Genomic DNA, 23,476 nt, shown 5'->3' on the forward strand with positions numbered 1-23,476 from the left:
GGGCGGGGAAGGATATGGCGGGCAGCGGTACGAGCGGTCCGGGGGCGGCGGCCGGCGGGACCGGCGGTGAGGCGGGCGGCGCGGTGCTGGCCGCGGCCGTACGGGCCGTACTCGCGCGCCTGGACGCCCATGCCGCGCGCGCCCGTCGGAGCGCGCCGGCGGAGGCGGACACACCGCACACCACGGCTGACGGCGCGCACCACACGGACCGCACGCACCACACGCACCACACGGACCATACGGACCATACGGACCATACGGACCGCACGGACGCCGGGAACACAGCGAACACCGGGAACACCCGGAACACCCGGAACACTGGGAACACCCGGAACACCCGGAACACTGGGAACACCCGGAACACCGGGAACACCGCGAACACCGCGAACACCGCGAACGTCATGGGCATCCCCGCCGCGCCCGCCCCCGCCCCTGCCCCCGCCCCTCCTCCCCCTTCCGATGCCTCCCCCCGGGCGCTCGATGCGCTCACGGCCTGTTTCGGGCTCACGCGGTTCGAGCGGGAGATCGTGCTGCTCACGGCTGCGGCGGAGCTGGATCCGACGACCGGTGCGCGCTGCGCCGCGGCGAGCGGCGATCCGGCCCGTGCGTATCCGACGTTCTCGCTCGCCCTGGCGGCGCTGGGCGAGCCGCACTGGAGTGCGCTCACGCCCGTTGCTCCACTGCGCCGCTGGCGGCTGGTGGACCTGGAGGACGAGACCCGGCTGACCACCACGCGGCTGCGGCTCGACGAGCGGATCCTGCACTTTCTCGTCGGTTCGCCGTATCTGGACGCCAGGTTGCACGGCCTGCTGCGCCGTACCGCCGCGCCCGAGGTGCTGCCGCCTTCGTACGAGGTGGCCGCGGACCGGGTCGCGGCGGGGTGGGCGGGGGCCGGTCCGGATGCCCCGTTGCGGGTCGAGCTGGTCGGCGGCGATCTCCGTTCCCGTGCCGATATCGCGGCGGTGGCGGCCCGCCGTTCGGGGCTGGGGCTCTATTCCATGGCCGCCGACGACGTACCGACCGATGCCGCGGAACGCGATCGGCTGGCGCGGCTGTGGCAGCGTGAGGCGATCCTGCTGCCGGCCGCCCTGCTCATCGAGGTCGGGGAGATGGACCGCGAGCAGCATGCGGCGGCGGATGCGTTCATCGCGGGTGCGGCGGTCCCGCTGGTGGTGTCGAGTCCGGATCCCCGGCAGACGGGGCAGCCGCGCGGTGAGCGGGTGACCGTGCCGAAGCTGTCCGATGACGAGCAGTTGGGGGTGTGGTCGGCCGCTTTCGCGGACCTGCCGGATATGACGGAGCGTCACTTAGCTGCTCTGGTGGCGCAGTTCCAGCTGCCACCGCATGTCGTGCGGTCCGCTGCCGCGTCCGTGCGGCGGGATCTGCCACGTTCGGCGGCCCTGGACGCCGCCGAGCTCGCGTGGCAGGCGGGGCTGGCCGAGGCGCGGATGGGGCTGGACGAGCTGGGGCGCCGGATCGAGCCGCGGGCGGGCTGGGACGATCTGGTGCTGGCGGAGCGGCAGTTGCGGATCCTGCAAGAGGTCGTCGCGCATGTGCGGCAGCGCAGCACGGTGTACCAGGACTGGGGGTTCGCGCAGGCGCTGCGCAGCGGTCTGGGGGTGACGGCGCTGTTCGCGGGCGGTTCCGGCACCGGGAAGACGCTGGCGGCCGAGGTCATGGCCAAGGAGCTGGGGCTGGATCTGTTCATCATCGATCTCTCCCAGGTGGTCAGCAAGTACATCGGTGAGACGGAGAAGAACCTGAGCCGGGTCTTCGACGCGGCGGAGCGGGGTGGCGCGCTGCTGCTCTTCGACGAGGCGGACGCGCTGTTCGGCAAGCGCAGCGAGGTCAAGGACAGCCATGACCGCTACGCGAACCTGGAGGTCAGCTATCTGCTGATGCGGATGGAGGCGTACCGGGGGCTGGCGGTCCTCACCACCAACATGAAGAAGGCGCTGGATTCGGCCTTCATGCGCCGTATCCGCTTCGTCGTCGACTTCCCGTTTCCGACCGAACGGGAGCGGGCGGAGATCTGGCGCCGGGTGCTGCCGTCCCGGGCGCCGATGAAGGGGATCGATCCGGGGCTGCTGGCGCAGTTGACCGTTGCGGGCGGGTCGATCCGCAATATCGCGCTGTCCGGGGCGTTCCTGGCCGCGGAGGAGGGCGACCGGCTCCAGATGCGGCACATGCTGGCCGCCGCGCGCACCGAGTACCTGAAGTTGGAGCGCTCCTTGACGCCGTCGGAGGTCCACGGATGGGTGTGAACGAGGCCGGGTACGGGGCCGGGTACGGGGGCGGGGAGGCGGTGGCGCGACCGTCGGGGGGCGGTGGCTCGGACGCCGTGCGCGGTGTCCGGATCGACATCGGGGAGCTGGTCCTGGACGGTTTCCCTTCCGGTGTGGACGCGGGGCGCGTATCGGCAGCGTTCCAGCGGGAGTTGGCTCGTCTCGTGCGGGAGCGCGGGGTGCCGTTGGCGGCGGACGGGGCGGGGGTCGCGGTGGACGGGCTGGCCGGGCTGCCGCAGCTGCCGGCGACGGCGTCTGCGGTGCGGATCGGGCAGGCGCTGGCCCGGGCCGTGCACGCGGGGCTCGCGGGACGGGGTGAGGTCCGGTGAGTACGGCGCAGTCGGCGGCGCAGGATGCCCGGGCGGCCCGTGACGAGAAGCGTCGTCAGCGGAAGGAGCGCGGCAGGTCGGCGGTTCCGGAGCCGAAGAGCATCGTGAGCGGGGCCGGGCAGCCGCTGGATCTGAGCGTGCGCCGGGAGCTGGAGGAGCAGCTCGGCCATGACTTCGGCCAGGTGCGGCTGCACACCGACCGGGATTCGGGGCAGTTGGCCGAGTTGATGGGCGCGGACGCGTTCGCGGTGGGCCGGGACATCTTCTTCCGGGAGGGCGCCTACCGGCCGGGGACGGCGGACGGGCAGCGGCTGCTGGCGCACGAGTTGCTGCACACGGTCCAGAATCCGCACGGCCTGGGGGCGCTGCGGGCGGGCCGCGACCTGGGTGCGGTGAGCGTGCCGCAGGAGTCCGCGGAGCGGGAGGCGGAGGCGGCGGCGCAGGAGTCCGTGCGGGCGGCGATGCTGGGCGCCGTACGGGACGGCGGGCCGGCGGCGGAGGTGGAGCCGGGGCAGGGGACGCCGGGGTGGCTGCGGTACGCGACGGTGGACGCGGACCGGCGGCGGATGGAGCTGGTGGACCCGGCGACGTTGGTGGACCGGCTGGCGAACGGGGTGCTGCGGTCGCTGCGCGGGGATCCGGAGGACCGGTCGGGGCGGGTGCGGCTGGAACTGGCGCGGATGGCACCGGAGTTGCAGGACTCGGTGCTGGACCGGCTGGAAGTGCGGCTGCTCAGTTCGGAGTTCGGTCGGCTGCTGGACCTGGTGGCGGAGGCCGAGGCGCTGCCGATGGGCTTCGCGCCGTCGCCCGCGCCGGAGCCCGTACCGGACGCCATCGCCCAGGTGCTGGACGAGCGGGCCGCCCGCGAGCAGCAGGCGCAGGGCGCCGCGCAGACGGAGAAGCAGCGCGCCGAGGACGCCGGCGAGGAGAGGCGGGACGCCAAGGGGCAGGCGGAGAAGAAGGACCAGGAGCAGAGCAGGGCGCAGCGCGACGCGGCGGCGGAGAAGCAGGAGGCGGGCGAGCGCACGGCGCAGGAGGACGTCCGCGCCGAGGAGAACGCGGACACCAGGCGGCAGGAGCAGCAGGCCGAGGAGAAGCAGGGGCAGGAGCGCCAGGAGGCCGATCAGGCCGATGCGGGCAGGGCCGACCGTGCCAAGGACGGCGCCGAGCGCACGAAGGAGGAGCGCAAGGCGCAGCGGGAGCGCGAGGAGGCGGACCCGGAGCAGGCGAACCGTCCCGGTGCCGACAAGCGCAAGCGCCGGGACGACGCGACCAGGCCCGCGGACGGGTCGAAGCAGGAAGAGCTCGAAAAGAAGAAGAAGGAGCAGCCGGGGCCGGTCCGCCCGGAGAAGGTCGATGAGCGGGCCGACGAGCGGGACAGTGCGCTGTCCGAGCACGGGCTGAACGAGAAGGACGAGGAGGACGGGCCGCCGCGCGAGGAGGAGCAGCCCATCGGGCTGGAGGCGGGTGCCGAGAAGGACAACGGTGCGGGCGGGGATGCCGGTGCGGTGCCCAAGGGCGGTCCGGGTGCGGGCGAGGCGGAGCTGAAGCCGGAGGACTTCCTTCCGGCCGCCGATCTGGACGTCTCGTCGGTACCGACCGCCGAGAACCCCGATGCCGCGCTGCCGTCGTTCCCGGCGCCGCCGCCCACCAAGGCCGAGCAGATCGAGCAGGAGCGGGAGAACGCGGCCGACGACGAGGAGCACGAGGACGAGCCGGAGGCCGAGACCAAGGCGCCGGGTGCGGAGCTGGGGCCGGTGGAGGGCGAGGCGCCGCAGCCGGAGCACGGCCCGGCGGCCGAGGCCGGGGACCGCAGCGAGAAGGATCTCCAGCCTTCGATGCCGGTCGAGCAGGAGGTGGGCCCGGATCCGGAGGCCGACGAGCGGCCGGCCCAGGAGCCGGAGGCCGAGGAGAAACGGGATCCGGAGCAGGCCCAGGACAAGGATGAGGACGGCGCGCGCCAGGCCGAGCAGGACGCCGACGACAAGGACGCGGACCGGGATGCGGAGGGCGGCAGCGGCGAGGAGGCGCCGGACGCCAAGGACGCGCAGGACGAGCAGGCGGAGAAGAAGGAGCAGGACGCCCAGGAGGAGAAGCGGGAGGCGCAGGGGCAGCCGGAGGGGGCGGCGGCCGGGAAGCCGGCCGGGGTTCCGGCCGACGGGGCGGCGGGTTCCGGCGCGGATGCGTCGGCGTCCTCCGGTGCGGGAGGGGCGACGGCGCCGCCGGCCGGTGCGCACACGGAGCGTACGCCGGGCGAGGACCGGCATCCGTCGCCCGCCGCGCGCCGGGGCGCCGAGCCCGTGCGGGCCGAGCGGGAGGCGCCGGCCGCGAAGAGCGCGGTGCCGAAGGAGGCCGGGCCGGGTGCGGCGCCCGGCGGGCCGGTGGGCGGGACCGAGCCGGCCGTGGCGCCGTCGGCCGCCGCCGGGCCCGGAGGTGCACCGTCCGTCGCCCAGGCTGCGGTGAGCCCGGCGGCCGAACAGGCGGACAATCCGGGGAAGATGGGCGCGCCGGCGCCCGAGGGGGCGAAGGCGCAGCCGGATGCCTCGCTGGAGAAGGACGGCGGGGGGTGTGCGCCGCCGGAGCCGGCTGCCGAGAAGCAGGAGGGCGGCGCGTGCGGCGGGGGCGGCGGCGGTGCGCAGGACGCCGAGGAGAAGAAGGAGCAGCCGCCGGACGTCTCGTCGCAGGATCCGCAGTCGGCACTGGACACGATGGGTCAACTCGCCCCGGACCAGGCGCAGGAAGCGCTGCCGGGGTTGGACGGTGCGGCGGACAAGAAGGTCAACGACGAGCAGCAGCGGCTGGACGCCGATCCGCCGAGGCGCGAGCGGCCTTCGGGGGCTCCGCAGACCCAGTCCGGGCCTCCGCAGGAGGAGGCTCCGGAGACTGCGGTCACCGGGCAGCTGGAGCGGCTGGGCCCCGAGGACCAGGGCGAGAAGCAGCAGGCCAAGGGGAGCGAGAAGGCCGAGGGCGCCAAACCGACCGACAACATCCCGACGCCGACCGTGCCGCCCAGCCAGGACGGCAAGCTGACGGCGGAGGACGCCAAGAGCGTGGCGGCGGCGGCCGATCAGGTCCCGACGACCGACCCCGAGCTGCGCAACAAGACCGTCGGGCCGGCCCCCAGGATCAAGCTGGAGGGGGAGAGCGATCCGCAGCGTACGGACAAGCAGGCGGAGAAGCTCAAGGAGAAGCAGGGCAAGATCCAGGACACCGGCCGGGCGGACGCGTCCAAGTCGCTGGGCGAGGACAAGATCTTCCCCGATGCGCCCAAGGAGGAGCTCCTGGGGAAGGCGCAGGGCGGCCGGGCCCAGGGCGGGGGCGGTGGTGGCGCGGCGGCCGGCGGGGCGCCGAAGCCGGGTGCCGGGGCGGTTGCCAAGCAGGAGCGTGGCGGGGAGATCAAGAGCGCCACGGGCCAGGCGCGGACCCAGGTGGCCGGCAAGGAGAAGGAGCAGCAGCAGGGCGAGCAGAAGGCCAAGCAGCAGAAGCAGCAGGAGATCGACAGCGAGGTCTCCCGCAACGCCGATCAGCAGACCGCCGAGCGCGGCCGGGTGGCCGACCAGGCCAAGACGGAGCGTCAGAACTGGCGCGACGAGCAGGACAAGAAGATCGATGACGCCGACAAGGACACCGACAAGGAGCACAAGGACGGCAACGACAAGATAACCAAGGAGCGCGACGGCAAGGACAAGGAGGTCGAGGACCGCAAGAACAGCGACAACAAGGACATCGGCGACAAGGCCGACCAGGCCGAGAAGGACGCCGAGAAGAAGAAGGAAGAGAAGAAGAAGGATTCCGACAGCCTCTTCGGCAGCCTCATCGATGCCATCGGCGACTTCTTCAAGGATCTGCTGGACGCGGTCACCAAGGTCTTCGACGAGGCCCGCAAGGCCATCAACAGCGTCATCGACACCTTCAAGGACTGGGCGAACAAGGCGATCGACGCGGTCCGCGACTTCGCCGTCAAGGCCATCAATGCGGTCGCCGACGCGCTCATCGCCATCGGCGATGTCCTGCTGGCCGCGTTCCCGGAGCTCCGCGACAAGTTCCGCAAGGCCATCAACGACCTGCGCGACAAGGCCATCGATACGGTCAACAAGCTGGCCGAGGGCCTCAAGAAGGCCGTCAACGACCTCCTCGACGCGCTCGCCGCCGGCCTCAACGCGCTCTTGAACGTCCTGGAGGCGGGCCTCAAGGCCGCCATCAAGATCTACCGCGATGCGATCGTCGGCGCCCTCAAGTTCGCCGAGGCCGCCATCCAGGCCCTCGGCCAGTTCGCGGCGCTCGTCGCGGACATCGCCCCCGACCCCGGCGGCTGGCTGTCGAAGGCCGGCAGCGCCGCCAAGACCGGCATCCAGGAACACCTCTGGGGCGCCATCAAGACCGCCGTCAAGCAGTGGTTCGACACCAAGGTCGACGGCATCCTCGGTCTCGGCAAGGCCGTGATCAACGTCCTGATCAAGGGCTGCATGTCCTTGAAGCAGATCGGCAAGATGGCGTGGGACGCGGTGATCGCCGCCCTCCCGATGATGATCGCCCAACTCGTCATCGAGAAGGTCGTCTCGATGATCATCCCCGCGGCGGGGGCGATCCTCACCATCGTCCAGGGTCTGATGGCCGCCTGGCAGTCCATCAGCGCGATCCTCTCCGCCTTCGGCAAGTTCTTCGCCTTCCTCAAGGCCGTGAAGTCCGGGCCCGCCGCCTGCCTCTTCGCCGAGGCGGTCGCCGCCGGCGTGGTCGCCCTCCTCGAACTGATCACCAACCTCCTCCTGGCCCGCCTCGGCCGCGCCGCCAAGGGCGTCGGCAGCCGCCTCAAGGGCATCGCCCAAAAGATCATGAAGGGCCTCAAGAAGACCGGCAAAGGCGCCCGCAAGGCCGCCGGCAACGCCGTCAACCGCGCCCGCGGCGCCGTCCGCAAGGCCACCCAGGCCCTCCGCAAACCCACCGGCCCCGCCAAGCCGAAGGGCCCCAAGGTCCCGGCCCGCCCCGGCGCCTCCACCGAACACCACCCCACCACCCACCCTCACGCCAAGGGCCCCGCCACCTCCCACGACCGCCCCAACAGCCGCACCCCCAACCGCGAACGCGACCACCGCCGCGACGAGGACGCCGCCAAGCGCCAACGCGACGCGGAGGACCCGAAGAAGCACCCGGAGCCCACGAAGCAACCCACCAGGGAAGAGCCGAACGCCAAGACCCCCAAGAAGGAACACGAGGAGAAGCCTCCGGAGCACAAGCCCGAGCACGAACCGGAGAAGAAACCCGAAACCCCCAAGAAGAAAAAGGAAACCGAAGCGCCCAAGCGCACCAGGCCCCGCAGGCCCAAGTCCCCCCTGGGCCGCGCCCTCAAAAAGATCAAGGGCAAGGTCAAGTCCGCCCTCAAGAAGGTCCGCAACGCCGGCAAGGCCCTGGGCAAGAAGCTCCGCAAGTCGAAGCTGGGCAAGGCCCTCAAGAACGGCGCCAAGAAGGCCCGCGACTTCTTCAGGAAGAAGCGGGACCACATGCGTGACCACAAGAAGCACCGTACGGAGCAGAAGAAGCGGCGCCGCGAGGAGCAGAAGAAGAAGGAGAAGTCCAAGGAGTCGAAGGACGCCCGGCTCCATAAAATCGCCGGCCGCATCAGGCCGAAGCTGGACACCGTTCTCGAAAAGGGCGTACCCCGCCCGATCATGATCGCAACCCTGTCCGGTATGCGCCTCTGGTACCGCCTCACAGGACTGTCCCTACGCGGTGGCGACACCGGGGTTGTCAACGCACGACTCAACCCTGACGAGAACACAAATAATTACGTCACCCAACAGCCGCTAACCGATCAACAGCAAGCGGCGGCCTCAGCGCCGGAGGACGGACGGGCACAGCAGCAGGATCAGCAAAGGGCCGTCCAGCGACAGCAGGAGCAAGCAGCAGCCCAGAGTTCCCCAGGAGGGCCCGCCAACCAGCGCGGGCAGAACGCACAGCAGCTGAACTCGAGCCTGGCCGCGATCCTCGCCTACCCATTTGAGCCGCACCCGACCTACCGAAAGACAGGTGAGGTGCAGTCCTACAAGGCAGCAGACAAACGCCGCGACAAGGAGCTGAAGCACAGGGAGGCGCATGGCCTCAAACCACGGAAGACACAGGTGACGGCAGATCACATACCGTCCGGTCGGGCTATCATCGCGTATCACCAGCGGCAGTTCATTGAGCAACAGGCGGCAGGGAACAGAAACCTTCGACGCATGCTGGATGATGAGGCAGCCGGGGTCATCACGCAGCGGGACAAGGAGAAACTCGACGCGGAGCGCTTGAAACTCCTCCGGAAGGAGAAATTGCTCGCGAAAGGCCAGGACGGCCTCAAGAGACACCAGAAGAAGGCCAAGGAGAAGTACGACCAAGCCCTTACCGTCATGCTTCCGGAAAAACCCGTGCACCAGAAGGGCCGTACCTGGGGGAGAAAGAACACACCGGAGCAGTACGAGCGTGACGCCCTGGACCTGACCCGTGCGGCCAAGTTCGACTTCCAGCGGTACTTGCAGTACCTCTCCACGCCACCCCAGGTGCTCACCAAAGCCTACGTGGCCCACTTTGTGCGACTTTACAAGCAGCTCGTGGACGACAGAGTTATCAACTACTCTCGTGGGATCGACATGATGTTCCTGCACTACTGGGGAAAGGCGAAATGAATTCCAGCGAAGAAATCCGGAGGATCAACGCCAGCTCCCGGCTCGCCGGCCCGAAGAAGAGGGAGCGGATCTTCGCTTACCTCTGCACCCTGGAGGATCACGGTGTGCCCGCCGCCGTCGAGGAGCTGACCGTGACCGACAGCCGGTATCTCGCCGAATACCTGGCGCAGCACCTCGAGTTGGTGGCAGGCCATCCGGCAGAGAAGACCCGGGCCGCTGAGGCACTCAGGGAGCACGGGGAACTCGTCAGCGCTGCCGCCCGCCTGGTCCCTTGGCTCCCCGAAAAGACCCTCCAGGGCTTCATCGAGGACTACCTCTCCACTGGCGACCCCGACGCCCCCGTGTCCAACGTCCTTTACACGATCGGCATTTATCGGCCCGAGCTACTCCGCCCTGTCGCCGACCGGATCCCCGATGACAGCATCCGGCAGTCGATGCTGTCCGGGGCGCCCGCCAGCGAGGTACAGCACCTGCTCGATCAATGGGAGGCCGGCAAGGACCCGTATCACCTGGTCCAACTGGCCTTCGCCCGCACCCCATTCGCGCAGGAGGCCCTGCGCGGTGTCCGGGACGAGTTCGGCGGCTCTCCGGAGTGGGAGACCCTGCTGGAGCTCTCGGGCGCCCTGCCGGACTCGCCCCTGCCAGCCGGCTGCGCCCCCGCATACATGGGGTTCGTCGCCGAACGCAGCGCCAGTCCGCACCAGGTGGCCCGTCCGGTATCGGGTGACGTTCCGCTGTGCCACCTGTGCGAGACACCGGCCGGGCACCTGTTGACCCTGTCGGCGGAGGAGCTTCCCTACGGGCTGACGGCAGACCCGACCTTCTACTGGTACGCCTGCGGTTGCGACGGCATCGAATCCACAACGGTACGGACCGAGCCGGGCCGGACCACGGTGTATTACGGTCCGCAGGGTCCCGCCGACCCGGACTTCAGCTTCGCGGGCGGCGAGCGATCACTCGTCCTCGAGACCCATCCCAACCAAGCGGGCGTGACCACCCGGGGAGTGACCGAGCAATCCCTGCATCAAGTGGGTGGGCTGCCGCGGTGGATCAGGCCGGATATCCATCCGCGCTGCCCCGAATGCTCGGGAGTCATGCGCTTCCTCGCCTTTATGGACAGCGCACGGACACCCTTCGGGCAGCTAAGTCTCGGCGGGATCGTCTACTGCTTCTGGTGTGACGACTGCCGCGTGTCGAGCACGAAGATTCAGTATTAGGAAGCAGAAGGGGGATTCCATGACCCGCTACGCCGACATACCCAAACCCATCCGTTCCGGAATAGTCGTAGTCGACCCCGAGCTCGGGATTCCGCAGCGCATCATCGTGTTGCAGTTCAATCCCGACACCCTGGAGCGGCAGGTGGCGCCGCAGGCCGCGGGCGGTGAGGCTGGCAGCGGGGGCGGCGGAGGCGGGAGTGGAGGGGACCGTAACGAAGCCCTCAGGCTCAAGGGCCCCGCGCAGGAGACGTGGAAGTTCACGGCGGAGATCGATGCCACCGATCAGCTGGATGTGGCGGCGCCGGATGGGATTCATCCGGAGTTGGCGGTGTTGGAGATGCTGGTGCAGCCGACGACCGCGCAGTTGTTGGCGGCGTCGAAGTTGACGAAGAAGGGGACTATCGAGATCAGTCCCATCGAGACGCCGTTGACGCTGTTCACGTGGGGGAGCAAGCGCGTGATGCCGGTGCGGCTGACCGAACTCTCCGTCAATGAGTCGGCGTTTGATGTGAATCTGTGTCCGATACGGGCTTCGCTCAGCATCGGAATGAAGGTGTTGACGGTGAGCGATTTACCGGCCGGGCATCCCGGGGCCGCGCTGTATCTCGCTCACCTGGCGCAGAAGGAGCAGTTGGCCAGGCGGGCGCGGGGCGGGTCGTTTGCGCAGTTGGGGCTGGGGAGGGGGATCTGAGGCATGGGCATCGAGCCGTATGAGAGTGCGTTGGACGACGTGCCGGGGGCGCATCCGTATCCGCGGAGCAGTCGGTATGCGGGGATCGGGATCGGGGTGCACACGATGCCCGATGGGAGTGAAGTGCGGTACGCCAAGCGGCGGTTGCTGCCGGCGTTGGAGGAGGCGCGCCACGATGCCGTGCCGCATGTGGTGGGCAGTGGTGAGCGGCCGGATCAGGTGGGGCAGCGGTATTTCGGGGATCCGGGGCAGTGGTGGCGGATCGCGGATGCCAATCCGGTGCTGGATCCACGGGAGTTGACGGATGAGCCGGGTAAGGAGATAGCCGTTCCGCTGCCGGGCGGGTTCCCGGGCGGGACGGGCGGGCCGGGGGTGCGGAATGGGTGATGATGCGCCGGTGGGGCGCGGGCCCATTCATGTGTCGCTGTATATGGGGCCCAAGTTGGCGCGGTTGGTGCCGCAGGAGGTCGTGGAGGCGCTGCTGTCGGCGCAGATCACGAGTACGGCGGGTGAGCGCAGTGGGTTTCAGCTGGCGTTCGATCTGACGAAGAAGGGCGCGATCGTCGAGCGGTTGCTGCCGGAGGGGTTCTTCGATCCGAAGACCAGGGTGATCGTGACCGTTGCCGTGCGGGGCACGCCGACCGTGCTGCTGGACGGGGTGATCGTGCGGCAGGAGGTGGGGAGCAGCAATCATCCCGGGCAGAGCACGCTGACGGTGACGGGGGAAGACCTGACGCTGCTGATGGACCTGGAGGAGCGGACGGATCGGTATCCGAATCTCGCCCCCTCGCAGCGCGTCGAGCGGATTCTGGGGAAGTACGCGGATTACGGGATCGATGCGCGGATCATTCGGGAGCAGATTCCGCAGCCGCCGCGGGAGCAGGTGCGGGTGGACTACCAGACGGGGACGGATCTCCAGTATGTGAATGATCTGGCGCGGGCGAACGGGTACACGTTCTATCTGGAGCCGGGGCCGGTGCCGGGGCGGTCGACGGCGTTCTGGGGGCCGGAGCAGCGGCTCGGACAGCGGCAGCATGCGCTGAACGTGAACATGGATGCCAACTCGACGGTGGATCAGCTGACTTTCGCGTATGACGGGACGGCGCGGGAGGAGCCGCAGGCCCGGGTGCAGGATCCGGTGACGCGGCAGGCGCCGCTGCTGTCCCAGCCCGATATCAGTCCGCTGCGGCCACCGTTGGGGCTGCGGGGGTCGCCGGCGCTCAAGCGGAAGACGCTGAGCGGGACGGCGAAGATGGATGAGGGGCTGGCGAAGGCGGAGGCACTGGGGCGGGCCGCCACGAGTGCGGATGCCATTTCCGGGTCGGGGTCGCTGGATGTGACGCGGCACGGATATGTGCTGCGGCCGAGGGAGTTGGTGGGGGTGCGGGGCGCCGGGGTCACCTATGACGGCGACTACTACGTGAAGTCCGTGACGCACAATGTGCGGCCCGGCTCGTATCTCCAGAATTTCACGCTGTCGCGGGAGGGGCTGATAGCCCGCAGCGGCACCGTCCGGCCGTAGACAAAGACACAGCCACATTCATCGCCATGGCCATAGCCAAGGCCATGGCCATGGGCCACCGTCCGGGCATGAACGCCCCCGGCCGCATCGCACCGTCCGCACGTAGAGGTTCGTAAGGAGAGAAGCCGCGCATGGCTGCTGCACAGAACAACCGCTTTCTCGGCAAGTTCCGTGGCCGGGTGGCGGCGAATGACGACCCGATGGGAATCGGGCGGTTGCGGGTCCAGGTCCCGGATGTGCTGGGGGACGAGACCTCCACCTGGGCGCTGCCGTGTTTTCCGTTCACGGGAGAGCGGGCCGGGCAGGTGGTGGTGCCGTCCGTCGGGGCGGGAGTGTGGGTGGAGTTCGAGCAGGGCGATCCGAGTTTCCCGGTGTGGACGGGGTGTTGGTACGGGCGCCGGGAGGAGCTGCCGGAGGATGCGCAGCCCGATCCGGCGACGGCGCATCCGGTGGTGATCCAGACGCCGGGGAAGCACAAGATCGTGATGTCGGACGTGCCCAGCAACGGAATTCTGCTGGAGGCTCCGGGCGGCGCGTACGTGAAGATCGACGCGACCGGGGTGCACATCAACAACGGCCACGGAGCGTCGATTTCCGTGGCCGGCGATCAAGTGGACATCAACGAGGGCCGGTTGACCGTGCCCAAAAAGCGATAGCCGGAGCGGGGGGAGTGAGGTCCACGTGGCCACCGGGAATGTCGGGAATGTTGTGCACGGGGGGACGCTGATCAGCTGCCCGCACGGAGGGCGCGCGTTATCGGCCGTCGCGGGCGGTGCCGGCGGTGCGGACGGGGCGCGGATCGATGGCGCGCCGGTGGCCACGACCGCGGATCCGTACACGGTCAGCGGGTGTGCGTATGTCGTCGGAGGCCGTCCGCAGCCGTGCACCAGCGTGCGCTGGATGCCGTCCGCCGCGGCGGACGCCGTGCGGGTCGACGGGGTGCCGGTGCTGCTGGACACCACCGCGGCGATGTGTTTCAGCGCCGGGCCGGTGCCGCAGGGCCCGCCGGTCGTGGCGTCCGTCCACCAGGGCCAGCAGGGGGTTTCCAGCCGATGAGCACCACACGGCATGTGCGTACCGAGATGGCTTTTCCGTTGCGGATCGACCGGCGCGGGCGGACCGCGCACGCCGGTCCCGACGAGCATGTACGCGATCTGATCGAGCAGTTGCTGTTCACGAGTCCGGGCGAGCGGGTGATGCGGCCGGATTTCGGATGCGGGCTGCTGGATCTGGTCTTCGCGCCGAACAGCCCGGAGTTGGCGTCGGCGGTCGAACTGTCCGTCCAGGCGTCGTTGCAGCGGTGGCTGGGCGATCTGATCGAGGTCGAGTCGCTGGATGTGGTGAGCGAGGAGAACGTCGTCCGGGTGTTTCTGCGCTATGTGGTGCGCGCCACCGCGAGCCGGCGTGACGACGTGTTCGAGGGGCGGGGCGAGGGATGAGGCGAGTGGCCGGTAATTCCGGGGCGTTCTCCGGTGGGTTGGTGTGCGGTACGGACAGCCGCCGGGGGCGTATCAGGGCGGCTCGGCTCAATGGCGTCGACGAGGTCGAGGTCGCGGACGACGGGGTGACCCTGACGGTCACCTTTCTGGGGAAGGCGCCGCACGGGCTGCGCCCGGAGAACGTCCGGATCGACGGGGGGCGGCGGGTGTCGGGGCTGGTGGCCCTGGAGATATCCGTCGAGCGGGAGGAGGATCCGGAGCTCGACGACCGGCTGTTCGTGACGCTGGACCGGACCGGCGACGTCTCCCGCTACCGGCTCTCCCTCGTGGAGACCGACCCGTACGGCCGGCCCGGCACCGCGCCGTACGAGGGCTTCGACCAGCGGTATTTCGGCCAGGAGTTCTTCTTCCGGGCCGACTGCCCGAGCCCCTTCGACTGCGCGGACGAGGACGCGGGCGGCTGCCCGGACACCTTCCGGCCGGCGCCGGTCATCGACTACACCGCGCGCGACTACGACACCCTGCGGCAGCTGCTCCTGGACCGGCTGCGGCTGACCACCCCCGACTGGGCCGAGCGCAATCCGGCCGACCTCGGCGTGACGCTGGTCGAGCTGCTCGCGTACACCGCGGACCGGATCAGCTACCAGCAGGACGCGGTGGCGACCGAGGCGTATCTGGACACCGCCCGGCGCCGGGTCTCGGTCCGGCGGCATGTGCGGCTGATCGACTACCCGATGCACGACGGCTGCAACGCCCGGGCGTTCGTGTCGCTGGAGGTCGTCGAGGAGCTGACGCTGCTCGCCGGCGGGTACCGCTTCGCCGCCGTCGACACCCGGACGTTCGGGCCGCACGACCGGCCGGAGATCGGGACGGTCATCGACGACCGGGACCTGGCCGTGCTGGACGAGCGCGGTGCGGTGGAGGTCTTCGAACCGGTCGCCGACGGGCCGCTCGTGCTGCGGCCGGAGCACAACACCGTCCGGCTGTGGACCTGGGGCGGGGAGGTCTGCACCCTGCGGAAGGGCGCCACCGCCGCGACGCTGCGGGACGCGTGGACGGACGAGGACTGCACCGGCCGCGCGCTGTGCCTCTCCCCCGGCGATCTGCTGCTCTTCGAGGAGGTGAAGGGGCCGCGTACGGGGACGCCGGGCGATCAGGACCCGGCGCACCGGCAGGCGGTCCGGCTCACCTCCGTCACCCCTGCCGTGGACCGGCTCGACGGGCAGCCGGTGCTGGAGGTGACCTGGGCGCCGGAGGACGCGCTGACGTTCCCGCTGTGCCTGTCGACCCGCGGCGGCCGGGACTGCGCCGCGGTCGAGGACGTGAGCGTGGCGCGCGGCAATGTCGTGCTGGTGGACCACGGGCGGTCGCTGGAGGGGGACGGGGGCGAGGTCCCGGAGACGGTGACCGTGCCGCCGGTCCCCGCCGTCCTGGGTTCCTGCGATCCGCCGGCGTTCGGCTGCTGGGCGGGCGGGCGCGGCGGGAACGAGGTGGCGCGGCTGGTCGACGACCTCATCGACCGGGCGGAAGGCGGACGGGCGCTCGTCCCGGACGATGTGCGGCAGCTGTTCACCGTGGTCGGCGAGGAGGCGGCCGAGCGGGCCGGGATCGGCCTGGAGCAGGCCGGGCGGCGCACCGAGAAGGTGGTGCCGGGGACCGCGTACGCGCAGGCCGCGGTGTTGCGGACGCTGCTCGCGCAGTCCGTCTACCCGGGGATCGCACCGCGGTTCCGGCCGCTGCTGCACCGCTCCCCCGTCGTCCAGGCGGTGCCGTTCCCGCAGCCGGCGTTCGTGGCCGCCGGGCAGGCGGCACGGCTGGCGGCGATCCCGGAGCGGGTGCGGGAGCGGCTGGTGGAGCTGTGGCGCGGCGCGCGGGAGCGGGACGGGCTGAGTGACGACGAGGTCGCCGAGCTGACCGTGCTGTTCGGGCTGAAGGTGCTGGAGCGCCTGGAGCTGGTGCGCCATCCGGTGCGTGCGCTGCGGGAGTTGCTGCACCGCAGTCCGCAGCTGCTGGGCGGGAAGCTGCGGCGGCTGGCGGTGCTGACGGCGCGGGCCCGCGCGGGCACGGTGCTGGACGCGCGGACGGCGTGGGAGATCGCGCACACGTGGGGGCCCGGGTACGCGTCCGGGCTGGACCCGGCGGAGCCGGTGCTGCACGGGCCGGCCGCGGCGGTCGTGCAGGACCCGCGGGAGGCGCTGCCGGCGGTACGCCTGACGGAGGCGGAGTGCGCGGGCGGGGACGGTGCGGCGGTCTGGCTGCCGCGGCGCGATCTGCTCGGCAGCGGAGCGCGCGAGCGGCACTTCGTCGGTGAGCTGGAGGACGACGGGCGGCTGGCGCTGCGGTTCGGTGACGGGCGGTACGGGGCCCGGCCGGCGCCCGGCGGGCGGCTGACGCTGCACTACCGGCTCGGCGGCGGCACGGCGGGCAATGTGGGCGCCGAGGCGATCGGCCACCTCGTGCTCCGGCGCGCTCCGCAGGAGTCGGAGGCCGCGGCGCCGCTGCCGGTGGCGGGGGTGCGCAATCCGCTGCCGGCGGTGGGCGGTACGGAGCCGGAGCCGGTCGAGCAGGTGCGGCAGCTCGCGCCGCTCGACCTCAGGCGGACCCGGCTGCGGGCCGTCACGGCGGAGGACTACGCGGCGCTGGCGTCCGGGCTCCCGGGCGTGCAGCGGGCGGCGGCGGAGATCCGCTGGACCGGCGGCGGGCAGGAGGCACAGGTCGCCGTCGACGCGTACGGGACGGAGGAGCCTCCGGCGGCGCTGCTGGACGCGGTGGCATACGCGCTGGAGGGCTACCGCCGGATCGGGCACGACCTGGTCGTGCAGCCGGCCCGGATGGTGCCGGTGGACATCGCGCTGGAGGTGTGCGCCGAGCCGGGCCACCAACACGGCCAGATCCTGGCCGAGTTGAGCCGGGTGCTGGGCAACCGTGCGCTGCCCGGCGGGCGGCTGGGGTTCTTCCATCCGGACGCGCTGACGTTCGGCGAGCCGGTCCGGCAAAGCCGCCTGGTCGCGGTGGCCGCGGCGGTGCCCGGGGTGCGGAGCGTGGCGGTGACCCGGCTGCGCAGGCTGTTCCATGAGGACCAAGGGGAACTGGAGGCGGGTGTGCTGCGGCTCGGACCGCTGGAGATCGCCCGGTGCGACAACGACCCGGACCGGCCCGAGAACGGCCGGCTGGTCATCGAGCTCGGGGGTGGGCGATGACGGAGACGGAGAACGGGACGGGGCGCGGGGGCTGCTGCGGGTGCGGCGGCGCAGGCGCAGGCGGGCACGACGAGCGGCGGGCCGACCCCGCGCTCCACAACCCGCCCGGCCGCACGGCCCTCGACTACCGCGTCGGCACGTACGGTTCGTTCCTCGCCGCGATGCTGGACCGGCTGGCGTCGCCCGCCTATCCGGCGCTGCGCGGCCTGACCGTACGCACCCCCGACGACCCGTCCATCGGGCTGCTGGACTCCTGGGCCGTACTGGGCGATCTGCTGACGTTCCACAGTGAGCGGATCGCCGACGAAGGCTATCTGCGGACGGCGAACGAGCACCGTTCGCTGGCGCTGCTGGGGCGGCTGGTGGGGCACCGGCCGCGGCCCGGGGTCGCCGCCGACACCCACCTCGCGTACACGCTCGACCGCGATCCGCGGGCCGCGGACCTGCCGGTGCTGATCCCGCGCGGGGCGCGCAGCCACAGTGTGCCGGCGGGGTCCGACGAGGAGTCGCAGACCTTCGAGACCGACGAGGACCTGACGGCCCGCTGGGCGTGGAACGAGCTGGCGATCCGGCACCGGCGGCCCGCCCTGCTCACCCCGGACGATCTCAGGACCCGGCCGGAGCTGCTGGTCGCGGGCACCACCACGGGGCTGACCGCCGGCGACCGGCTGCTCTTCGACTTCGGGGCGCAGCGGGTGCTGCTGCCGGTGGCGACGGTGCGGCCGGACCGTACCGAGGACGTGACCGCGCTGGGGCTGCCGCAGTCGGCGCCGGCGTCGCTGCCGGAGCTGATCGCGGAGCTGCGGGAGTGGATCACGGAGCCTCCCCCGCCGGCCACGGACCCGGACGATCCCGCCTACCCGCCGCCTCCCACCCCGCAGACCCCCAACCCGCGGCCGATCAGCAGGTTCATCGCCGACTTCGACGGGCAGGTGCTGGCGCCGCTGCGCGCGGACCTGGGCGGGATCGGCACACCGGACGCGCTGGTGGCGCGGCTGGCCGGGCCGCACGAGCGGCTGGCGGAGGCGCAGGCGGTGGCGGCCGGATACGAGGAGGTCGCCGCGTGGTTCGAGGAGCTCCAGGGCGTCATCGGTGAACTGGCGCGCCGAGCCGCGGAGTTGTCGGGCGAACCGGAACCGCAGCCGCAGCCCGCGGCCCCGGGAGCGGACGCAGGTACGGGCTCAGGCACCGACGCAGGTACGGACGCGATGGCCGGCGCGGCTCCCCGGCAGCACGGCGCCACCGGCGCACCCGCCACGCCCGCCGCGTTGACCGCCCTGGCCGCCGTGCTGCCCGCGCTGCGGACCCGGGTCGTCCGGCCGCCGTCCGGCGCGCGGGCGGTGGCCCGTGATCCTGAGCGGGTGTTCGACGGCAGCTCGGACCTGGGTGCCCAGCTGCTCGCCGCGCTGGATCCGCGGGTCGCCGACGGCCTCTACCCGGCCTGGCGGCAGGCGGTCACGCCCGGCAAGGCGCCTGATCTGCCGCTGCTGCGCGCCCTGTTGGCCATGCGGGTGACCGCCGCGCCGTTCGGCGCCACGGCTCCGCTCAAGCCCGTGCAGGACGAGCACGGCCGGGTCGTCAGGACGGCGGACTGGCCGCTCACCGGGGCGGCGCTGACCAGCATGCGGGTGGTGTACGACACCGCGGGCAAGGTCCCGGTGCGGGCGGAGTTCCAGCACATCGAGACCGGGACCTCCGCGCAGCGCGCGGAGAACCTGCCCGGCGAGACCACCTTCGAGCTGGGGCCCGGACGGGTCGAACTGCACACCCGTGCGGGGCAGAACCACGATCTGAGCTGGCTGGGCCGCCGCCCGGCCGATTCGCAGGAGCCGGGGGTCACCGCCCGTTTCCTGGCGGGGCTGCCGGAGCGGACGCTGTTCGTGTCGCGGCCCGGCGAGGACGGCAGGATCCATGTCTCGGTGGGCAACGGGACACCGCAGTCCTGGGAGCTGGGGCCCGGCGAGCACCGGCAGATCACGCACGGCGAGTACGAGATCGGCGTGCGGGTGGCGGCCGGTGGCGAGCCGCCGGCCGTGGAGATCGCCGTCGCGACGGTGCCGAAGCCGGCGGACCGGCTCTCGCTGCCGCTGGACGCGGTGTACGACGGGATCACGGTCGGCAGCTGGGTGGCGATCGAGCGGCCCCTCAAGGGCGCGGACGGCCCGGACGGCATCCCCGGCGACAAGAAGCTGGCGTTCGTCACCACCCGGGTCACGGCGGTCCGTACCGCCGTCCACACCCAGTACGGGATGACCGGCCGGGGCACCGTGCTGACCCTGGCCGACCCGTGGCTGGACGAGCACGATGTGGCGCTGTCCGCGATCCGGGACACCACCGTCCACGCCGCCGGGCAGGTGCTCCAGCAGGCGGACGAGCCGCTGGGCGAGGACGTGCACGGCGACCGGCTGGAACTCGCCGCGCTGTACGACGGGTTGCGGCCGGGGCGCTATCTGGTGGTGTCGGGTGAGCGGACCGACATCCCGGGGGTGACGGGGGTGCGGGGCACCGAGCTGGCGGTGATCGCGGAGGTCGCGCAGACCCTGGACCCGGAGCTGCCCGGCGACCGGGTGCACACCACGCTGACCCTCACCAGCAATCTGACGCACCGTTACAAGCGGGAGTCGGTCCGCATCCAGGGCAATGTCGTCCCGGCCACCCACGGCGAGAGCCGCGACGAGGCGATCGGCAGCGGCGACGCCGCGCGGATCAACCAGACCTTCGCGCTGTGGCAGTCGCCGCTGACATGGCTGCCGGCCGCCAACCCCCTCGGCGCCACCCCGCAGTTGGAGATCCGGGTCGACGGGCTGCTGTGGCACGCCGTCGACAGCCTGGCCGGGCGCGGCCCGCGCGAGCGGGTGTACGTCACCGGCACGACCGGGGACAACAGGACGACGGTGACGTTCGGCGACGGCGTGCACGGCGCCCGGCTGCCGACCGGCCATGACAACGTGCGGGCGCGCTACCGCTTCGGCACCGGCCGGGCCGCCAACGTAGGGGCCCGGCGGATCACCCAGGCGATCACCCGCCCGCTCGGCGTCACCGGCGTCACCAACCCGCAGCCGGCCACCGGCGGTGCGGACGCGGACGGCCCGGCGCTGACCCGGCGCACCGTCCCGCTGGCCGTCTCCGCGCTGGACCGGCTGGTGTCGCTCGCCGACTACGAGGACTTCGCCCGCTCCCGGGCCGGGATCGGCCGGGCCGCGGCCCGCGAGGTGTTCGACGGGCGGCGGCAGGTGCTGCACGTGACGGTGGCGGGGGTGGACGACATCCCGATCGCGCCGGACGCCGAGGTGCTGCGGGCGCTGCGGTCCTCGCTGGCGGAGTACGGCGACGCCCGGCTGCCGGTGCGGGTGGACGTCCGGGAGCCGGTGCTGCTGCTGCTCGTGGCGCGGGTGAAGGTCGCGCCGGACTACACGTGGCCGCTGGTCGAACCCCGGGTCCGGCAGGCACTGCTGGCACAACTGGGCTACGACGGCCGCGAGTTGGGGCAGTCGGCGCAGCCGTCCGAGGTGCTGGCCGCCGCCCAGTCCGTGCCCGGCGTGGACTACGTGGACGTGGACGCCTTCACCGGTGTGCCGGCGTCCGTCACCCCCGCCGAACTCGCCCGGCTCGCCGACCGGTTCACCGGCCCGCCGGCCACCCGTGTGCCGTCCCGGCTCGCCACGTACGACGAGCGGATCCACGAAGTGGCCGCGGACGGCGAGACGCTGACCGCCGTCGCCGCCCGGTACGGCATCTCGCTGGCCGAACTCCTGCGGCTCAACCCCGACATCACCGACACCCGCCCGCTGCACAAGGGCCGCGCGGTCTGCGTCTTCCGCGGCATCCGGCCGGCCCAGCTCGCGCTGTTCTCGCCGCGGGTCGCGGACACGCTGATCCTGACGGAGGTACCCCGATGAGTGAGCAGAGCACGGCCCGGGAGCCGGACGGGCTCGCGGAGCTGCTTCCGCAGTGGCACCGGCTCCGAGACTCCGAAGACTCCGCGCAGGGCGAGCCCCTGCGGGCGCTGCTGGCGGTGATCGCCGAGCAGGTGGACCGGGTCCGCGACGGGGTCGACCAGCAGTACGACGACTGGTTCGTGGAGAGCGCCGCCGAGTGGGTGCTGCCGTACCTCGGCGATCTGGTGGGGTACCGTCCGCTGCCCGGCTACGAGCGGGTGCTGGCCACCGGGCTGCGGGACGGCGGGCTGCCGGACTCCTCGCGGCGGCGGCTGGCGGAGGCGCTGGCGCCGCGCCGCGATGTGGCCGCCACGGTCGGCAACCGGCGGCGCAAGGGCACCCTGGCGCTGCTGGAGGAGCTGTCCGAGGGCGTGGCGGGCTGGCCGGCGCGGGCGGTGGAGCTGTCCCGGCTGGTGGCGCACCAGCAGCCGGTGAAGCTGTACGGGTCGGGCACCGAGGCGGTCAACGCCCGGCGGCACTCCCGCGGCCGGCTGGTGGACGTACGGGACGGCGCGGCGCTGGACCTGGCCGGCGGACCGTTCGGCACGGTGGCCCGCTCGGTGGACGTACGGCGCGTCGACTCCCGTCGCACGCAAGGGGGTTACACACCTGCCGGGGTCGGGCTGTTCGTCTGGCGGCTGAAGCCGTACTCGGTGACCCGGGCCCCCGCCTACTGCATCGACCGGGCCCGCAACCTCTACACCTTCTCGATCCTCGGCAACGACACCCCGCTGGTGACCCGCCCGGAGCCGGAGCCGTCCGCGACGCACATCGCGACCGTCGACAACGTGCCGGCCGCGATCCGCCGCCGGCAGCTGCACGACCGGCTCGCGGACTACTACGGGCCGGGGAAGAGCCTGGTGATCCGGCGGGACGGTGAGGACCGCCCGGTCCCGCTCGCCGATATCGTCGTCGCGGATCTGAGCGACTGGCGCTACCGGCCCAAGCGGGGTCAGGTCGCCGTCGACCCGGAGCTGGGCCGGATGGCCTTCGGGTCGCGTTCCGCGCCGCGCCAGGGCGTCTGGGTGGACTACCACTACGGGTTCGGGGACGACCTGGGCGGCGGGGAGTACGCCCGCGAGCGGAGCGGGACGGCGGCGGGCCGGGAGGAGGCCACCCCGCCGGACGCCGCCGTCTACCGGGTCGGCCCCGGCCGGACCTTCCACCGGATCATGGACGCCTACGCGGCGTGGCAGCACGACCGGCGGGCCGGCCGGTGCGGGCCCGACGGCATCATCGAGATCACCCACAGCGGCGCCTACCAGGAGCAGCTGGACTTCGACCTGGACCCCGGCGACCGGCTGGAGCTGCGCGCCGCCGAGGGCACCCGGCCGGTCATCCGGCTGCTCGACTGGTACAGCAACCGGCCGGACGCCCTCAACATCCGTGCCAGGGAGGCGGATTGCGCAGCCGGGGAGCGTCCCCGGATGGTGCTGGACGGGCTGCTGGTGACCGGCCGCGGCCTCAACGTCACCGGCCCGCTGGGGGCGCTGGTGCTGCGGCACTGCACCCTGGTGCCGGGCTGGTCCCTGGAGCCGGAGTGCCACCCGGCGTCCCCCGAGGAGCCGAGCCTGGTGCTGGACCGCACCACCGCATGCGTGGAGATCGACCGGAGCATCCTCGGCACGATCGAGGTGATCGGCGACGAGGTGGGCACCGACCCGCTGCCGATCCATCTGCGCGACAGCATCCTGGACGCCACCCGGTCCGACCGCGAGGCGCTGTCCGCGCCGGACTGCCGGCATGCGCACGCGGTGCTGTTCGCGCACCGGACCACGGTCATCGGCGAGGTCCACACGCACGCGGTGCAGCTCGCCGAGAACAGCCTGTTCACCGGGCGGCTGAACGTCGCCCGGCGCGGGGTCGGCTGCCTGCGGTTCAGCTATGTCCCGCCGGGGTCGCGGACCCCGCGCCGGTACCGCTGCCAGCCGGACCTGGCGGGGCCCGGGGGCGCCGCGCGGGTGCGCCCGCTGCTCCGCGGCGAGCGCTACGGGACGCCGTGGTACGGGCAGTTGGCGGCGGGCTGCGCCGAGGAGATCCGGCGGGGCGCGGAGGACGGCGCCGAGCTGGGCGCGTACCACGACCTCTACCAGCCGCAGCGCGAGGACAGCCTGCGGGCCCGGCTCGCGGAGTACACCCCGGCGGGGACCGACGCGGGGATCGTGTTCGTCACATGAGCCGCCCACCGTTCACCGC

At 71.9% G+C, this 23,476-nt stretch carries 13 protein-coding genes; all 13 read left to right on the forward strand.

Going from position 1 to position 23,476, the window contains the following annotated elements:
* The first annotated feature begins 14 nt into the window (after positions 1-14).
* Complete coding sequence (locus IEZ17_RS27350) at positions 15-2,264, forward strand: ATP-binding protein (protein ID WP_229852697.1); 2,250 nt, start codon at positions 15-17, stop codon at positions 2,262-2,264.
* Positions 2,255-2,614, forward strand: a complete 360-nt coding sequence (locus tag IEZ17_RS27355) for a hypothetical protein (RefSeq protein WP_229852698.1) — start codon at positions 2,255-2,257, stop codon at positions 2,612-2,614. The genes IEZ17_RS27350 and IEZ17_RS27355 overlap by 10 nt, the downstream gene beginning before the upstream one ends.
* Complete coding sequence (locus IEZ17_RS27360; RefSeq protein WP_189304614.1) at positions 2,611-9,273, forward strand: eCIS core domain-containing protein; 6,663 nt, start codon at positions 2,611-2,613, stop codon at positions 9,271-9,273. Before IEZ17_RS27355 ends, IEZ17_RS27360 begins: the two co-directional genes overlap by 4 nt.
* Before the next feature lie 104 nt (positions 9,274-9,377).
* On the forward strand, positions 9,378-10,490 hold the full coding sequence (locus tag IEZ17_RS27365) for a hypothetical protein (RefSeq protein WP_189304616.1): 1,113 nt from the start codon (positions 9,378-9,380) through the stop codon (positions 10,488-10,490).
* Between the two features lie 19 nt (positions 10,491-10,509).
* A complete protein-coding gene (locus IEZ17_RS27370) occupies positions 10,510-11,181 on the forward strand; it encodes a hypothetical protein (RefSeq protein ID WP_189304619.1) in 672 nt (223 codons plus the stop codon).
* 105 nt (positions 11,182-11,286) lie between these two features.
* Complete coding sequence (locus tag IEZ17_RS27375; protein ID WP_308427708.1) at positions 11,287-11,568, forward strand: LysM peptidoglycan-binding domain-containing protein; 282 nt, start codon at positions 11,287-11,289, stop codon at positions 11,566-11,568.
* Positions 11,561-12,703: a hypothetical protein gene (locus IEZ17_RS27380; RefSeq protein ID WP_189304623.1), complete on the forward strand. Its 1,143-nt coding sequence runs from the start codon at positions 11,561-11,563 to the stop codon at positions 12,701-12,703. The genes IEZ17_RS27375 and IEZ17_RS27380 overlap by 8 nt, the downstream gene beginning before the upstream one ends.
* A gap of 131 nt (positions 12,704-12,834) precedes the next feature.
* On the forward strand, positions 12,835-13,359 hold the full coding sequence (locus IEZ17_RS27385) for a phage baseplate assembly protein V (RefSeq protein WP_189304625.1): 525 nt from the start codon (positions 12,835-12,837) through the stop codon (positions 13,357-13,359).
* 157 nt (positions 13,360-13,516) lie between these two features.
* Positions 13,517-13,759: a hypothetical protein gene (locus tag IEZ17_RS44240; protein WP_308427709.1), complete on the forward strand. Its 243-nt coding sequence runs from the start codon at positions 13,517-13,519 to the stop codon at positions 13,757-13,759.
* Positions 13,756-14,142: a GPW/gp25 family protein gene (locus tag IEZ17_RS27395; protein WP_189304629.1), complete on the forward strand. Its 387-nt coding sequence runs from the start codon at positions 13,756-13,758 to the stop codon at positions 14,140-14,142. Before IEZ17_RS44240 ends, IEZ17_RS27395 begins: the two co-directional genes overlap by 4 nt.
* A 5-nt stretch (positions 14,143-14,147) precedes the next feature.
* Entirely contained in the window at positions 14,148-17,342 is a 3,195-nt protein-coding gene (locus tag IEZ17_RS27400; protein WP_229852700.1) for a putative baseplate assembly protein, read from the forward strand.
* On the forward strand, positions 17,339-21,241 hold the full coding sequence (locus IEZ17_RS27405; protein WP_189304632.1) for a putative baseplate assembly protein: 3,903 nt from the start codon (positions 17,339-17,341) through the stop codon (positions 21,239-21,241). The genes IEZ17_RS27400 and IEZ17_RS27405 overlap by 4 nt, the downstream gene beginning before the upstream one ends.
* Complete coding sequence (locus tag IEZ17_RS27410) at positions 21,238-23,457, forward strand: hypothetical protein (protein WP_189304635.1); 2,220 nt, start codon at positions 21,238-21,240, stop codon at positions 23,455-23,457. Before IEZ17_RS27405 ends, IEZ17_RS27410 begins: the two co-directional genes overlap by 4 nt.
* Positions 23,458-23,476: the final 19 nt, after the last annotated feature.

Origin of the sequence: Streptomyces albospinus (genome assembly GCF_014648695.1) — a bacterium.
GTDB lineage: Bacteria > Actinomycetota > Actinomycetes > Streptomycetales > Streptomycetaceae > Streptomyces > Streptomyces albospinus.

What these genes read in the sequence shown, in the direction of transcription:
- IEZ17_RS27350 (WP_229852697.1), top strand. Translation starts at nt 15, where the DNA reads ATGGCGGGCAGCGGTACGAGCGGTCCGGGGGCGGCGGCCGGCGGGACC.
- IEZ17_RS27355 (WP_229852698.1), top strand. Translation starts at nt 2,255, where the DNA reads ATGGGTGTGAACGAGGCCGGGTACGGGGCCGGGTACGGGGGCGGGGAG.
- IEZ17_RS27370 (WP_189304619.1), top strand. Translation starts at nt 10,510, where the DNA reads ATGACCCGCTACGCCGACATACCCAAACCCATCCGTTCCGGAATAGTC.
- IEZ17_RS27375 (WP_308427708.1), top strand. Translation starts at nt 11,287, where the DNA reads ATGCCCGATGGGAGTGAAGTGCGGTACGCCAAGCGGCGGTTGCTGCCG.
- IEZ17_RS27380 (WP_189304623.1), top strand. Translation starts at nt 11,561, where the DNA reads ATGGGTGATGATGCGCCGGTGGGGCGCGGGCCCATTCATGTGTCGCTG.
- IEZ17_RS27385 (WP_189304625.1), top strand. Translation starts at nt 12,835, where the DNA reads ATGGCTGCTGCACAGAACAACCGCTTTCTCGGCAAGTTCCGTGGCCGG.
- IEZ17_RS27395 (WP_189304629.1), top strand. Translation starts at nt 13,756, where the DNA reads ATGAGCACCACACGGCATGTGCGTACCGAGATGGCTTTTCCGTTGCGG.
- IEZ17_RS27405 (WP_189304632.1), top strand. Translation starts at nt 17,339, where the DNA reads ATGACGGAGACGGAGAACGGGACGGGGCGCGGGGGCTGCTGCGGGTGC.
- IEZ17_RS27410 (WP_189304635.1), top strand. Translation starts at nt 21,238, where the DNA reads ATGAGTGAGCAGAGCACGGCCCGGGAGCCGGACGGGCTCGCGGAGCTG.